The sequence below is a fragment of the Methylobacterium sp. 092160098-2 genome (assembly GCF_028920805.1).
GTDB classification, from domain to species: Bacteria; Pseudomonadota; Alphaproteobacteria; order Rhizobiales; family Beijerinckiaceae; genus Methylobacterium; species Methylobacterium fujisawaense.
In genome coordinates this window covers 5,105,025-5,120,000 of the sequence record NZ_JAQPZJ010000001.1, presented here as the reverse complement: position 1 = coordinate 5,120,000, position 14,976 = coordinate 5,105,025, and the positions used below count along the sequence as shown (strand labels likewise).

The 14,976-nt window shown below is 70.6% G+C and carries 11 protein-coding genes; 7 read left to right on the top strand and 4 right to left on the bottom strand.

The window, feature by feature from the left end:
- Positions 1-397 precede the first annotated feature (397 nt).
- From PQI07_RS24095 to PQI07_RS24085, 3 genes are all read left to right on the top strand, one after another.
- On the top strand, positions 398-883 hold the full coding sequence (locus PQI07_RS24095) for a Ros/MucR family transcriptional regulator (RefSeq protein WP_274927563.1): 486 nt from the start codon (positions 398-400) through the stop codon (positions 881-883).
- A gap of 126 nt (positions 884-1,009) precedes the next feature.
- Positions 1,010-2,467, top strand: a complete 1,458-nt coding sequence (locus tag PQI07_RS24090; protein ID WP_274927562.1) for a Do family serine endopeptidase — start codon at positions 1,010-1,012, stop codon at positions 2,465-2,467.
- A gap of 99 nt (positions 2,468-2,566) precedes the next feature.
- Complete coding sequence (locus PQI07_RS24085; RefSeq protein WP_274927561.1) at positions 2,567-3,910, top strand: replication-associated recombination protein A; 1,344 nt, start codon at positions 2,567-2,569, stop codon at positions 3,908-3,910.
- A 38-nt stretch (positions 3,911-3,948) separates the two neighbouring features.
- Here the strand turns inward: PQI07_RS24085 and PQI07_RS24080 are convergent, their stop codons facing one another.
- Positions 3,949-4,413 (bottom strand): Lrp/AsnC family transcriptional regulator, encoded by a 465-nt coding sequence (locus tag PQI07_RS24080; RefSeq protein ID WP_043385985.1) that lies wholly within the window; start codon positions 4,411-4,413, stop codon positions 3,949-3,951.
- A gap of 253 nt (positions 4,414-4,666) precedes the next feature.
- Between PQI07_RS24080 and PQI07_RS24075 the strand changes: the two genes are divergently transcribed.
- Positions 4,667-5,677, top strand: coding sequence for a 1-aminocyclopropane-1-carboxylate deaminase (locus PQI07_RS24075; protein WP_043385983.1), 1,011 nt, complete (start codon positions 4,667-4,669; stop codon positions 5,675-5,677).
- Between the two features lie 217 nt (positions 5,678-5,894).
- Positions 5,895-7,664 carry a gamma-glutamyltransferase gene (ggt, locus tag PQI07_RS24070; RefSeq protein ID WP_075380021.1) on the top strand — a complete coding sequence of 590 codons (1,770 nt, stop codon included), beginning with the start codon at positions 5,895-5,897 and terminating at the stop codon, positions 7,662-7,664.
- A gap of 161 nt (positions 7,665-7,825) precedes the next feature.
- Here ggt and purD read toward each other — a convergent pair whose 3' ends face one another.
- The 3 genes from purD to PQI07_RS24055 all read right to left on the bottom strand — a co-directional run bounded on the left by purD (position 7,826) and on the right by PQI07_RS24055 (position 10,828).
- On the bottom strand, positions 7,826-9,100 hold the full coding sequence (gene purD / locus PQI07_RS24065; protein ID WP_182593227.1) for a phosphoribosylamine--glycine ligase: 1,275 nt from the start codon (positions 9,098-9,100) through the stop codon (positions 7,826-7,828).
- A 96-nt stretch (positions 9,101-9,196) separates the two neighbouring features.
- The gene (locus PQI07_RS24060) at positions 9,197-9,520 is read right to left on the bottom strand and encodes a hypothetical protein (protein WP_182593228.1); all 324 of its coding nucleotides are present in this window, start codon (positions 9,518-9,520) and stop codon (positions 9,197-9,199) included.
- Positions 9,521-9,604: 84 nt separating this feature from the next.
- Positions 9,605-10,828 carry an oxalate decarboxylase family bicupin gene (locus PQI07_RS24055; RefSeq protein WP_274927560.1) on the bottom strand — a complete coding sequence of 408 codons (1,224 nt, stop codon included), beginning with the start codon at positions 10,826-10,828 and terminating at the stop codon, positions 9,605-9,607.
- Positions 10,829-11,019: 191 nt separating this feature from the next.
- On the opposite strand from PQI07_RS24055, the gene PQI07_RS24050 reads away from it, so the two are divergent.
- Both PQI07_RS24050 and PQI07_RS24045 read left to right on the top strand, forming a co-directional pair.
- Positions 11,020-12,291 carry an efflux RND transporter periplasmic adaptor subunit gene (locus tag PQI07_RS24050; RefSeq protein ID WP_274927559.1) on the top strand — a complete coding sequence of 424 codons (1,272 nt, stop codon included), beginning with the start codon at positions 11,020-11,022 and terminating at the stop codon, positions 12,289-12,291.
- Positions 12,292-12,522: 231 nt separating this feature from the next.
- A complete protein-coding gene (locus PQI07_RS24045; protein ID WP_274927558.1) occupies positions 12,523-14,949 on the top strand; it encodes a membrane-bound PQQ-dependent dehydrogenase, glucose/quinate/shikimate family in 2,427 nt (808 codons plus the stop codon).
- Positions 14,950-14,976 lie beyond the last annotated feature (27 nt).

Here is a 14,976-nt window from a genome sequence, read left to right as displayed (position 1 = left end):
TGCGCCCGTCACCCGAGAGGGCTCGCTGGAGTTGCTTTCGCCCGCTCGCGATAGCGGCTGGAAATGCATCCTGAGCGCACAATCGACGGGTAACCGCGGGCTTGAAAGCTCTATAGCCCGCGCCGCCGCATCCCTCCGGCTGTAGAAGACGGCCATATCCGACTCGGAAGGACAAAGTGGCAATATCGATTGCGCACAAGCGACGCCCTGGCAGGCATTACTCCTTGAGGTTGAGCGATCAAAATCACTCTTCTTGCGTTGTTTGGACCCTTATACCCCGATCCTGAATTTAAGACTTGACCCATCTTCGGAATGCGATTGTATCAGGCGCCCGAATCGCGACGCAGTGCTTGCGTTCTGGCGAGCTTCGTCATCACGAGAAGGCAACGCACGAGACATGGCTCAGTCGACCGACGGTTCCCTCCGCTTCGTCACTCTCGCCTCTGAGATCGTCTCGGCCTATGTGAGCCACAATCACGTGCAGAGCGCGGATCTGCCCGGCCTCCTCGACGAGGTGCATGCGGCGATCCGAGGGATCTGCGATGCCGGCGCCCCCACCCCGGCCACCAAGGCGACCCCGCAGGAAATCCGGCGCTCGATCACCTCGGATTTCCTGATCTCCTTCGAGGATGGGAAGCCCTACAAGACGCTGCGCCGCCATCTCACCCTGCGCGGCCTGACTCCGGAGGCCTACCGCGCCAAGTGGGGCCTCGCCCCCGACTACCCGATGACCGCGCAGAGCTATTCCGAGCAACGCTCGCAGCTCGCCCGCTCCCTGGGACTGGGGCAGCCGCGCGCGGCGACGACGGCGCCGGCCCCCGAGCCTGAGCCCGCGCCGCAACCCATCGGGAAGCGGCGGACCCGTAGCAAGGAGGCCGTCTGACGACGCACCGCTTGCCGTGAAGGTGTCGTCGCCCTGCCGCAATCGGCCTCGATAGCGTAGGGCCACAAGGTGCGCCTGCCTTCTCTCGGCCTGGACGGCGCGCCCGCCCCGACGCCGGAGACCTGCATGCTGACCCGCCTCACCCTGCCCGCCCTCGTCGTAGCCCTGCTGGCCGCCAGCCCGGCCGCGGCGCAGATGGCGCGTACGGAGACCCGGGAGCCTGCGAAAGACGGCACGGCGAAGGTCGTTCCCCTCAGCAAGGCCGACGTGCAGCTCTCCTTCGCCCCCGTGGTGAAGCGGGCCGCGCCCTCGGTGGTGAACGTCTACGCGTCCCACGTGGACAAGCGCTCCAGCGCGCGCACCAGCGCCATGGAGGAGTTCATGCGCCGCTTCTTCGGCGAGCCGGAGGGCGGCCGCGGACCCCGGGGCGACCGGGCGCAACGGTCCCTGGGCTCGGGGGTGCTGGTCGATGCCGACGGGCTCGTGATCACCAACAACCACGTCATCGACAACATGAACGAGGTTCGGATCGCTCTGGCGGACCGGCGCGAGTTCGAGGCCACGATCGTGATGCGCGACACCCGCACCGATCTCGCGGTGCTCAAGATCAAGGAACCGCCGAAGGGCCTCGTGCCGATGCCGTTCGGCGACGCCGACGCCCTCGAGGTCGGCGACTTCGTGATGGCGATCGGCAACCCGTTCGGCGTCGGCCAGACGGTGACGCAGGGCATCGTCTCGGCGCTGGCGCGCACGCAGGTCGGCTCGGCGGACTACCAGTATTTCATTCAGACCGACGCGGCGATCAACCCGGGCAATTCGGGCGGGGCGCTGGTCGATCTGCGCGGCCAGCTCGTGGGCATCAACACCGCGATCTACTCGCAGTCGGGCGGAAGCCACGGCATCGGCTTCGCGATTCCCGTGGGCATGGTCAAGGCCGTGGTCGATGCCGCCCGCGACGGCGCGGGCATCGTGCGCCGGCCCTGGCTCGGCGCGCGCATCCAGAGCGTGACCCCCGACATCGCCGACAGCATGGGCCTCGACCACCCGACCGGCGTGCTGGTGGCGAGCCTGCAGGCCAAGAGCCCCGCCGAGGAGGCGGGCCTGAAGCGCGGCGACCTGATCCTCACCGTCGACGGCCAGGAAGTCGCCGACCCGGAGGCCTTCGGCTACCGCTTCGCCCTCAAGGGCATCCAGGGCAACGCCCGGTTCGGGATCCTGCGCGGCACGACCCGCCAGACGGTGGCGGTCAAGCTCGCTCCGGCGCCGGAGACGCGGCCGCGGGACATGCTCAAGGTGAAGACCCGCTCGCCGTTCCTGGGCGCGACGCTCGTGAACACCTCGCCCGCGGTGGCCGAGGAGATGCAGGTCGATTTCCCCGCCGACGGTGTGGCCGTGCAGGCCGTGGACGAGAACTCCATCGCCGCCCGGGTGGGGCTGCAGAAGGGGGACGTGATCGTAGCGGTCAACGGCGTGCCGATGGCGACCACCAAGGATCTCGACCGGGTCACCCGCAACAGCCTCAATTCCTGGGAAGTGGCGATCAACCGCAACGGCGAGGTCCTGACCTCGGTGTTCGGCGGCTGATCCCGGGCGAGCCCGGCACCGGCTCGCGACCGTGGGCAAGCGTGGGCAAGGTCGGGCGCGCCGCTTGCGCCGCCGGTCGCGCCCGGTGTTGATGCGCAGATGTCCGACCTGTTCGCTTCCGCGGAGCCGCCCTCCGCGCCGGATTCCGGCCGCGCCTCCGGCACCGAGGCGGGCCGCCCCCTCGCAGACCGCCTGCGGCCGCAGAGCCTTGCCGAGGTCGTCGGCCAGGAGCACCTGACCGGGGAGGGCGGGGCGCTCACGCGCCTGCTGCGCGGGCGCAGCCTCGGCTCGCTGATCTTCTGGGGACCGCCCGGCACCGGCAAGACCACCGTGGCGCGGCTGCTGGCGCAGGGCACGGACCTGCATTTCGAGCAGATCTCGGCGATCTTCTCGGGCGTGCCCGACCTGCGCAAGGTGTTCGAGGCCGCGCGCAAGCGCCGGGCGACCGGACAGGCGACCCTGCTGTTCGTCGACGAGATCCACCGCTTCAACCGGGCGCAGCTCGACGCCTTCCTGCCGGTCATGGAGGACGGCACCGTCACGCTGGTGGGGGCGACGACGGAGAACCCCTCGTTCGAGCTGAACGCCGCGCTCCTGTCCCGGGCCCGGGTGCTGCTGTTCCGGGCCCTCGATCCGGGCGCCATCGCGCGGCTGCTGGTGCGGGCCGAGGCGCTGACGGGCCGAGCCCTGCCGCTCACCGAGGAGGCGCGCGGCGTGCTGGTCCGCATGGCCGACGGCGACGGGCGGGCGGCCCTGACCCTGGCGGAGGAGGTGTGGCGCTCGGCGCAACCGGGGGAGACTCTCGACGCGGAGGCCCTGCAGGCCATCGTGCAGCGGCGGGCGCCGATCTACGACAAGGCGCAGGAGGGCCACTACAACCTGATCTCGGCCCTGCATAAGACCGTGCGCGGCTCGGATCCGGACGCGGCGCTCTATTATCTCTGCCGGATGCTCGATGCCGGGGAGGACCGGCTGTTCATCGCCCGCCGGCTGGTGCGCATGGCGGTGGAGGATATCGGGCTCGCCGACCCGCAGGCCCTGGTGGTGGCCAACGCCGCCAAGGACGCCTTCGACTTCCTCGGCAGTCCGGAGGGGGAGCTGGCGCTCGCCCAGGCGGCGATCTACCTCGCCTGCGCGCCGAAATCGAACGCGGTCTACACCGCCTACAAGGCCGCGACCCGGCTCGCCAAGGAGGCGGGCTCCCTGCCGCCGCCGCGGACCATCCTCAACGCGCCGACCAAGCTGATGAAGCGGATCGGCTACGGCGAGGGCTACCGCTACGACCACGACGAGCCCGATGCCTTCTCGGGACAGGATTTCTGGCCCGACGCGCTGGGGCGCCAGCACCTCTACGAGCCCACCGAGCGCGGCTACGAGACCCGCCTCGCCGAGCGCCTCGACCGGTGGGAGGCTCTGCGCAAGCAACGGCGCGGGGAGGCGTAGAGGCGTCCGACGTCATCGCGAGCGCAGCGAAGACAGCGTCACAGGTCGAGGGGCGCGTTGTCGATCACCTCCTTCATCACGAAGAAGGTCCGGGTCTGGCGCACCCCCGGCAGGCCGATCAGCGTGGCGCTGTGGAGGCGGTTGAAGTCGGCCATGTCGGAGACCCGGATCTTCAGCATGTAGTCGAAGTCGCCGGCCACGAGATGGCAGTCGAGGAGCACGGGAATCGCCCGCACGGCAGCCTCGAATTCGGAAAAGCTCTCGGGGGTCGAGCGGTCGAGCACGACGCCGACGAAGACCAGGGTACCGCGTCCGACCCGCATCGGATCGATCAGCGCCCGGACCGCCCGCACGAACCCGTCCGCGAACAGGCGCTGGATCCGGCGGTGGCAGGTGGCCGCGCTGGTGCCGACCCGCTCGGCGATCTCGGCATTGGCCATCCGACCGTCCGCCTGGAGCAGGCGCAAGATCTTCTGGTCGATCCGGTCGAGCCCTTCGGACATGGACGATTCTTTCATGTTCGACTGGAAAACCGGACTTTCCTGCGTGAGTTTGGCTTGGCAACGCAAGAGACCGGCCTTCGACGCCCAAAGATCGAGAGCACCTTTCATTGCAAATCGGGTAGTTTTCCCTGCGCCTCGAAGACGGAGCCGGGACCTCACGGCCCGGCCGTTCTCGGGGCCTCGCCTCGATGCATCCGGGCCGGACGGAGACCGCTCCTGCCCCCGGGCGCGTCCCGAGATCTGGAGAGACCCGATGCTGGCACAGTTCGAGCGCTATCCCCTGACCTTCGGCCCGACGCCGATCGAGCCGCTCAAGCGCCTGACGGCTCATCTCGGCGGCGAGGTTGAGATCTTCGCCAAGCGCGAGGATTGCAATTCCGGCCTCGCCTATGGCGGCAACAAGCTGCGCAAGCTCGAATACATCGTCCCGGACGCGATCAAGAGCGGCGCCGACACGCTGGTGTCGATCGGCGGCGTGCAGTCGAACCACACCCGCATGGTCGCGGCGGTCGCCGCCAAGATCGGCATGAAGTGCCGGCTGATCCAGGAGGCCTGGGTGCCCCACGAGGACGCCGTCTACGACCGGGTCGGCAACATTCTCCTGTCGCGGATCATGGGCGCGCAGACGCAGCTCGTGGATGACGGATTCGACATCGGCATCCGCGACAGCTGGAAGCGGGCGCTCGCCGAGGTCGAGGCCGAAGGCGGCAAGCCCTACGCGATCCCGGCCGGTGCCTCGGTGCACAAATACGGCGGGCTCGGCTATGTCGGCTTCGCCGAGGAGGTGCGCAAGCAGGAGGCCGAGATGGGCCTGCGCTTCGACTACGTGGTGGTCTGCACGGTCACGGGCTCGACCCATGCCGGCATGCTGGTGGGCTTCTCCGCCGACGGGCGCGCCCGCAACGTCATCGGCATCGACGCCTCCTGCACCCCGGCCCAGACCAAGGCCCAGGTCCTCGACATCGCGCAGAACACCGCCGCCCTGGTCGGCGCGGGCGACATCGTCGCCGACGACGTGGTGCTCAACGAGGACTACGCCTACCCGGTCTACGGCGTGCCCTCGCAGGAGACCGTGGAAGCGATCCGGCTCTCGGCCCGGCTCGAGGGGATGATCACCGACCCGGTCTACGAGGGGAAGTCGATGCAGGGCATGATCGACCTCGTAAAGAAGGGCTTCTTCCCGAAGGGCTCGAAGGTGCTCTACGCCCATCTCGGCGGCGCCCCGGCCCTGAACGGCTACAGCTACACGTTCCGCAACGGCTGAGCCGGGGCGAACGCGCCTCCCATCCATCGCCTCATCCTGAGGTGACCGCGCAGCGGGCCTCGAAGGAGGGCTCCAGGGATCGCAGCGTCCTCTGGAAGGCTCCTTCGAGGCCTCCGCTTCGCTCCGGCGCCTCGGGATGAGGGGGAGGGTGGAGGCCGCGACTCTGGCCTGCAGTCCCCTATATGGCGGCGCGGGACCCGCACCGGAGAGGGCAGGGATGATCGCACCGGCACGCGCGCTGCTCCTGGCCGCCCTGCTCGCCCTGGGCGGCCCCGCCGCGCGGGCCGCCTCGGGGCCGGCCGTGGAGGCCGAGAACGGGATGGTGGTCTCGTCGCAGCGCCTCGCCTCGCAGGTGGGCGCCGACATCCTCCGGGCCGGCGGCAACGCCGTGGATGCCGCGGTGGCGGTGGCCTATGCCGAGGCGGTGGTGAACCCCTGCTGCGGCAATCTCGGCGGCGGCGGCTTCCTGGTGCTGCACGCCGCCGACGGGCGCAGCCGCTTCGTCAATTTCCGCGAGACCGCCCCGGCCGCCGCGACCCGGGATATGTACCTCGACGCGACCGGCACCGTGGTGAAGGGCGCGAGCCTGCGCGGCTGGAAGGCGGCCGGCGTGCCCGGGACCGTGCTCGGCCTCAACACCGCGCTGGCCGAATACGGCACCCTGCCGCTGGCCCGGGTGATGGCGCCGGCGATCGCGCTCGCCCGGGACGGGTTCGTGCTGACCCGGGGCGACACCGACATCCTCGAATCCGGCACCACGCTGTTCGCAGCCCAGGCCAACGTCGCCCGGATCTTCCTGCGCCCGGACGGCAGCCCCTGGCGCCCCGGGGACCGGCTGGTCCAGGCCGACCTGGCCCGGACCCTCCAGGCCATCGCCGATCACGGCTCGGACGCGTTCTACAAGGGTGCGATCCCCGAGGCCGTCGAGGCGGCCTCCAGGGCGGGCGGCGGCCTGCTGACGGCGGCCGACTTCGCCGCCTACACGGTAACGCAATCCGAGCCGCTGACCTGCCGCTACCGGGGCGCCACCGTCCTGTCGGCGCCGCCGCCCTCGTCGGGCGGCACCACGCTCTGCGAGATCCTCGGCATCCTCGACGGCTACGACCTGCGGGCGGCGGGGTTCAACTCCGCGCGAAGCGTGCACCTGATGGTCGAGGCCATGCGGCGCGCCTATGCCGACCGCAACCTGCTGCTCGGCGATCCGGCCTTCGTGGCGAACCCGGTCGACCGGCTCCTGTCGCCGGCCTATGCGGAGACGCTCCGGGCCTCGATCCGCCCGGACCGGGCGACCCCGTCCGCCGAGATCCGCCCGGATCCCGGCCTGGAGACGCGGGAGCGGGCCGAGACCACCCACATCTCGGTGATGGACAAGGCCGGCAACGCGGCCGCGCTGACCTACACGATCAACGGCTATTTCGGCGCCGGGGTGATCGCCGCCGATACGGGGTTCTTCCTCAACGACGAGATGGACGACTTCACCGTCAAGACCGGGGTGCCGAACCTGTTCGGCCTCGTGCAGGGGACGAAGAACGCGATCGAGCCCGGCAAGCGCCCGCTCTCCTCCATGGCGCCCACGATCGTGCTGCGGGACGGCAAGGTCGCGCTGGTGGCGGGCTCGCCGGGGGGCTCGCGGATCATCACGATCACCGCGCAGACGCTGATCAACATGCTGGATTTCGGCATGGCGCCGCAGGAGGCCGTGGACGCCCCGCGCATCCACCACCAGTGGCTGCCCGACACGGTCTACGCCGAGCCCTTCGCGCTCTCGGCGGACACGCAAGCGATCCTGCGGAGCATGGGCCACACGCTCGTCGAGCAGAAGCCCTGGGGGGCGCAGGAGCTGATCGCGGTACGCGCCGCGGCGCCTGCGCTCCCCGAGGCGACGTCCTCGGGCAACGACGCTTCGCGCACGCAGGGGATGCGGCCGGGACTGCTCTACGGCGCCAACGACAACCGGAGGCCCGCCGGCGCGGCGGTTGGAGAATAAGGCGCGGTCGGCTGTATCGGAACAACCCCGTCGTGGCGGAACCCGCTCACCAGCCCCCTCGACGGTGCAGGCGCGGATCTGCCGGCCGATGCGGGGCGCGCCTGCGGTGTGCCCGGAAAAGAGGGAGGGCCCCGGGCTCGTGCGCCCGCGGACCCTGCCGCTCAGCCCTCTCCGGCCTCCCGTGCCACCGCCCGGAACCCGATGTCGCGCCGGCAGAAACCCTCCGGCCAGTCGATCCGGGCCACCGCCGCGTAGGCGCGACCTTGAGCGTCCGTGACGCTGTCGCCCAAGGCCGTGACCGCCAGGACCCGGCCGCCATCGGCCAGGAGCTGCCCGCCCTCGGCCCGGGTGCCGGCCTGAAAGACGTGAACCCCGTCGCCCTCGGCCCCATCGACGCCGCGGATCACCGATCCCCGGACCACGGCACCCGGATAGCCCGCCGCCGCCATCACCACGGTGAGGGCGGCCCGCTGGGCGTCGAATTCCAGGCTTACGCCGGAGAGGTCGCCCTCGCAGGCCGAGAGCAGGGCCGGCACGAGGTCGGAGGCGAGGCGCGGCATCAGCACCTGCGCCTCGGGATCGCCGAAACGGGTGTTGTACTCGATCAGCTTGGGGCCGTCGGCGGTGAGCATCAGGCCGGCATAGAGGATGCCGGTGAACGGGCAGCCCCGCGCCCGCATGCCGGCGAGCGTCGGGGCGATGATCTCGGCCATCACCCGGGCCTCGATCTCCGGAGTGACCACCCGGGCGGGGGAATAGGCGCCCATGCCGCCGGTGTTGGGACCGCGGTCGCCGTCGAAGACCCGCTTGTGGTCCTGGGCGGTGCCGAGGGAGATGGCCCGCGTGCCGTCGCACAGGGCGAAGAAGCTCGCCTCCTCGCCGAACAGGCACTCCTCGACCACCACCTCGGCGCCGGGCTCGGCGAACAGGGCGGTCAGCGCGTCCTCGGCCTGGTCGAGGGTCTCGGCCACGGTGACGCCCTTGCCGGCGGCGAGGCCATCCGCCTTCACGACGATCGGGGCCCCCTGCTGCCGGACATAAGCCAGCGCCGGCTCCAGTTCGGTAAAGCGCGCGAAGGCGGCGGTGGGGATGCCGCAGGCAGCGCACAGGTCCTTGGTGAACCCCTTCGAGCCCTCGAGCCGGGCGGCGTCGCGGGTCGGCCCGAAGACACGGATCCCGGCAGCCTTCAGGTCGTCCACCAGCCCGGCGACCAGGGGAGCTTCCGGCCCGACCACCACGAGGCCGATCGATTCCGCCGTGCAGAAGGCCGCCACCGCCGCGTGGTCCGTGACGGCCAGGTCCGGCCGGTTCGTCCCATGGCGGGCCGTGCCGGGATTGCCGGGCGCCGTGAACAGGCGCGTGCAGAGGGGGCTCTGGGCCAGCCGCCACGCCAGGGCGTGTTCACGGCCGCCGGAGCCGATCAGGAGAATGTTCATGCGCACGCCACCATGGACCGAGCTTGTGGGCGAAGCCTGCCGGTGGGCAAAGGTTTTTTTCGGGCTGTCCCCGCTCTGCGCGGATATCCCGGCCGCTCAGCAGCCGATGCAGACGCCCGTGTTGACGCCACCGCGCCGCCCACCCCCGTGGCGACCGAGATGACGGCCTCCATGGACTCCCCCCCGGATGCCGCGATAGGGCAGGACGGGTCCGAAGGACTCGAATTGGACGTTGCGCTGGATCGTCTGGTTCAGCGTATTGAAGTCCGAGACCCGCTGCTGGTTGAGCGCCCGGATCTGACCCTGCAGGGCGAACGAGGCGTTGGCGGCGTTCGGGTCGTTCTGCTGCACCTGGGCCTGGGCGGCGCCGACCGGGAGGGCGAGCGCCAGGGCGAGGAGCGCGCGGGATGCGGGGCGCATGGGTCCCTCCGTGCAACGTATCGCGATGTATCGCGTGGTCTTTCGAACTCGACGCGCCAGGATCGGTCCGGGTTCCGGGCCGCGTCAACCCGGCACGACCGGGGATTTCGTCTCCGGAAGGGTCTCGACCAGCTTGGGATCCAGCCCGGTATGCGCCTGGACCAGGGGATGCGGGGTCAGAGCCAGCCACTGGGTCAGGGAGATATCGGCATAGCGCGGGCTCTTGAAGATCTCCAAGAAGGTCAGTGTCGTGTCGCCGGTATTCTCGATGTAATGGCCCATGGCGAAGGGCACGTATCCCACATCGCCGGCCTGGTAGTCGAAGGTTCGGGCCTTCGATTCCGAGCCGAACACGGTCATCCGGCCCTTGCCCGAGAGGTAGTACTGCCATTCGTCGCCATTCGGGTGCCAGTGCAGCTCGCGCAGGCCCCCGGGCTCGACCTCGACCAGCGCTGCGGCGATCGTCACGGAGGCCGGGAACACCGTGGAATCGGTGATGCGCACGCTGCCGCCCCGGGTGCGGATCGGCTCCTGCGCCAGCATCCGGTGGCTGAACGACTTCGGCACCGGGCCCGAGCCGCCCATCCGGTCGGCCGTGAGCGGGCCGGGCTTCGGCCCGGGGAAGATGTAGAGTTCCTTCTCGGGGATCCGGGCGAAGGCGCTCTCGGGCAGGCCGAAATTCTTCGCGAGCACGTCCTTGGGCGTGTGCGCCAGCCAGTCGGTCAGCAGGAAGGTGGAATCCTCCGAGAAGCCGCCGTCGTCGAACACGAGCAGGAACTCGCAGCCGTCGATCCCGTCGGAGGCGAGCCCTTGGATCGAGTGCGGGATGCCGCCCGGGAAGTACCAGAGATCGCCCGCGCCGACATCGTCCGCGAAGGTGCAGCCGTCTTGGTCGACCGCGGTGATCCGGGCCTTGCCCTTGATCATGTAGGCCCACTCGGCCTCCTTGTGCCAGTGCATCTCGCGGACCGCGCCGGCCTTGAGCCGCATGTTGACCCCCGCCATGGCCTTCGAGACCGGCAGCTCGCGGATCGTGGTCTGGCGCGCCCAGCCTCCCTCCTCCAGTCGCATGTGGCTGTCGCTGAACGACCATTTCAGGTTCGGCATCGTGCCGTGGTCGGTGCCGGGCGGCGCCAGGGTGAAGGGCTCCTCGGCCGCCCGGGGCTTATTCTGCGGCCCCAGGATATCGGCGCCCTTGCCCCGGCGCTCGGGGAGGGGCGCGGCCGGCCCGGCGGATTGCGCCGCAGCGGAGGACGCCATCATCGCGCCGCCGACGGCGATGACGGCACGCCTGGAAATCTCGGACATCGCACTCGGTCCCTGCTCTGTCGCAGGGTAACCGGACGCCGGCCGGGAGGATCCGCAACAGGGCACCATCGTGCAGTGCGGCATCTCGCCCGGAGCCTGCGCGCGATCTATATCTTGAATGCACGATCAGACGCGTCCCGATTGGGGGACGAGCGCCCGAGCGGTGCACGGGGCGCGACCCGAGGGCGAGGATGGCGGATCGGGACAGTTCAGCCGCGGGCGAGGCCGGCCGCGCCGCGTCCCACGGCCGCCTGTGGATCGCCCTGCTCGCGCTGGCGGGCGCGGGTCTCCTCGGCTACCGCCACTGGCCGGAACAGTCCCGGGCGGCGAGCTCGGAACCGGCTGCCGCGGCAAAGCCACCGGCTGTGCGGGTCGCCCGGGCCGCCCGGGCCTCCGACACCTTCAGCCTGACCCAGACGGGCACCACCCAAGCCTTCGATACCGCCGGCCTCTATCCACGGGCGACCGGCTACATCGTCGAGCGCAAGGTCGATATCGGCACGCACGTGAAGAAGGGCGACCTGCTGTTCCGGATCAGCGCGCCCGACCTCGACCAGCAGCTGGTCCAGGCGCAGTCGCAGGCGCTTCAGCTCCAGGCAGCGCTGATTCAGGCACGGGCGATGGTCGACCAGGCCGAGGCCAACCGTCACCTCGCCGACGTGACCAACCGGCGGACCGCGACGCTCGCCGGCACCGGGGTCGAGACCCGGCAGAACGCCGACACCTCCCAGGCCGGGGTGCTGGCGCAGACCGCCAATGTCGACGCCGCCAAGGCGGCCGTGAAGGTGGCCGAGGCCAACATCGCCGCGCAGGAGGCGCAGGTCGCCCGGCTCAAGGTCCTGACCGGCTTCGAGGAGATCCGCGCGCCCTTCGACGGGGTGGTGACCACCCGCAACAACGATGTCGGCGACGCGGTGACGGCGGACACGAACACGGGCACGCCGCTCCTGACCCTGGCGCGGGACGACGTGCTGCGCATGGCGGTGAACGTGCCGCTCTACGCCGCCGACGACGTCCGCGACGGACTCGACGCCAGGGTCGAGGTGGCGCAGATCCCCGGCAGGGTCTTCCCCGGCAAGGTCTCGCGCTCGTCGACGACCCTGCTCTCCACCGCGCGGACGCTGGCGACCCAGGTCGACCTCCCCAATCCGGACGGCACGTTGCGAGCCGGGCTCTACATCACCGTCACTTTGGAGATCCCCCGGTCCTCGCCCGCCGTGACGGTGCCGAACGAGGCCCTGATCTTCGACCAGCACGGGACCCGCGTGGCGATGATCGAGCCGGCCGGGGACGGGACCGGCGTGGTGCGGATGCGCCCGGTCACGATCTTCCGCCAGACGCGCACGCTGCTGGAGTTGCGCGACGGCCTGAACGGCGGCGAGCGCGTCGTCGTGGGGCCGCCGGCCTCATTGCGCGACGGTGACAGGGTCGTCCTGCGTCCGGAGGACAAGGCGGGGGCGTGAACGGCGGCACGCGGTCCAGGGCGATCCGGCCGCCGTAGCCTGCCTCTGCTGCCTGCCGCTGCTGCCTGCCGGGCGTCAGGCCCCCCTGCAGGCGGGCCTGTCCAGCCTTGGGACATGTCCAGCCTTGGGACAGCCACAACCGGCATAAGCCGTCGGACAGACGGTGCTCCGCCGCGGGGTCGCCCCCCGGCGCCGTCATGTCCGGCTGGCTCAAGGATCAGGTTGATCGCCGTGGCACTCGGAACCCTCGCATTATCGCTCGCGCTGCTTGGCCTGGCCCTGGCATTCTTCGGGGCGAAGCTGGCCTTCGCGGGGGGATCGTCGTTCTACCTCGTCCTGGGGGTCGGTTTGCTGGCCTCCGGCATCCAGCTGGCCCGGCGCCGCCAGAGCGGCCTCTGGATCTATGCCCTGATTCTGGCGGCGTCCTTCATCTGGACGATCGTCGAGGTCGGGCTCGACAAATGGCAATGGATCCCGCGCGGCACCCTGATCTTCGCCCTCGGCCTGGTCCTCTGCCTGCCCGTCGTGGTGCATCGCCTGCGGGACGCGCCCGAACGGGCCTGGGCGCCGAGCCTCGGAAACGGCCCGCTCGCCCTCCGGGCCGTCGTCCTGCTCATCGCGGCCGCGAGCACCGCTTCCTGGTTCGTCGATCCGGTCGAGACGCGCGGCATCCTGCCGAAGGTCGCGGAGGCGAGGGCCGCCGTCGATCCGAGCGGCGTCCCCTATCCGGCCGACGACTGGGTCGCCTATGGCGGCACCAATCTCGGTCAGCGCTACTCGGCCCTCGAGGACATCACCGTGGGCAATGTCCAGGGCCTCACGGTGGCCTGGGAGCACCATACGGGCGACCTGCGCGGCGACGGCCGGACGGATTCGAAGGAATTCACCTTCGAGGCCACGCCGATCAAGGTGAACGGGCTGCTCTATCTCTGCACGCCCCACAACATCGTGCAGGCCCTGGAACCCGAGACCGGCCGGCTGGTCTGGGCCTTCGACCCGCAGATGGCGCGGGACGGCCAGTACCAGCACCAGACCTGTCGCGGCGTGTCCTACAACGACTCGACCGGCTACGCGCCGCCGGCGGAGGCGGATCCGGCGACGGCGGGCGCCGTCGCGGCGGCGGTCGCCGAATGCCCGCGCCGGATCATCGCCGCCTCGGTCGATGCGCGGCTCTACGCGCTGAATGCCGATACCGGACTCCCGTGCCGGACCTTCGGGGCGGACGGGTTCGTCGATCTGACGGCGCAGATGCCGAACCTCCGGCGTGCCGCCTATCAGCAGACCTCGGCGCCGCTGGTGACCCGGAACCTGGTCGTCCTCGGGAGCGCGATCGCCGACAATTACTACGCGGAGAATCCGTCGGGCGTGATCCGCGCCTTCGACGTGCGCACCGGCGCGATCGTCTGGAAGTTCGACGCCGGCAAGCCCGACGCGACCGAACCGCTGCAGCCCGGTGCGCTCTACGAGCCCAACTCGGCGGTGGCCTGGACGCAGTTTTCGGCCGACGAGGCTCTGGGGCTCGTCTACGTGCCGTTCGGCAACCGGGCGCCCGATCAGGTCGGCGTTTCCCGGTCGAAGGCGGACGAGGCCCTCGTCGACGCCCTGGCGGCTCTCGACTTGGAGACCGGCAGGCTGCGCTGGGCCTTCCGGACCACGTATCACGACCTGTGGGATCGCGATAATCCGTCCCAGCCGGTCCTCCTGACCCTGCCGCAGGGCGACGGGACGGTGCCGGCGATCCTGATCCCCACCAAGGTCGGCAATGTCTGGGTCCTCGACCGCCGCACCGGCGCTCCGATCCGGCCGGTCTCCGAGGTCTCGGTCTCGACCCGGACCGACATCCCGGGAGAGGCGCCGTCTCCGGTCCAGCCGGTCTCGTCGCTCCGCTTCACGCCGGCGCCGCTGAGGGAGGCCGACATGTGGGGCGTCACGCCCTTCGACCAGATCCAGTGCCGTCTCGCCTTCCGGTCGAACCGCTACGACGGCAACCCGTTCACGCCGCCGCAGGCGTCAGGCGGCGCGATCATCTGGCCCGGCAATATCGGGGTGTTCAACTGGGGCTCGGTGGCCGTCGATCCGGTGCATCACTGGATGATCGCGACGCCGCAATACCTGCCCTACCTCTACCGCCTGCTCCCGCGCCCGGCGAACGAGCCCGACCGGCGCCTCATCACCACCGATCCGGATTCCGCCCCGGGCAACGAGAATCTCGGCGGCCCCTACGCGGTGTCCATCGCGCACATGCGCTCGGCCCTCGGCGTCCCGTGCAACGCGCCGCCCTGGGGCGTGCGGGTCGGCGTGAACCTCGCGGACGGCACAACCGCCTGGAGGCACCGCAACGGCACCGTCGCCGGGCAGAAGATCGGCGGGGTCGCGGTCCCGATCCCGTCCGCCATGGGTATGCTGGCTCATGGCGGCACCCTGGCCACGGCCGGCGGCGTCGCGTTCACGGCCGCCACGCTCGACGACCGTATCCGCGGCTACGACATGCAGACCGGGGCGGTCCTGTGGTCCATGACGCTGCCGGCCGGCGGTCAGGCCACGCCGATGACCTATCGCGGGAAGGACGGCCGGCAATACGTGGTGATCGCGGCGGGCGGGCACGGCTCGCTCGGCACCACGCCGGGCGATTCGGTCATCGCCTTCCGGCTTCCGTGAGCCGGCGCCCGCGGCGCGAGCCCGGGG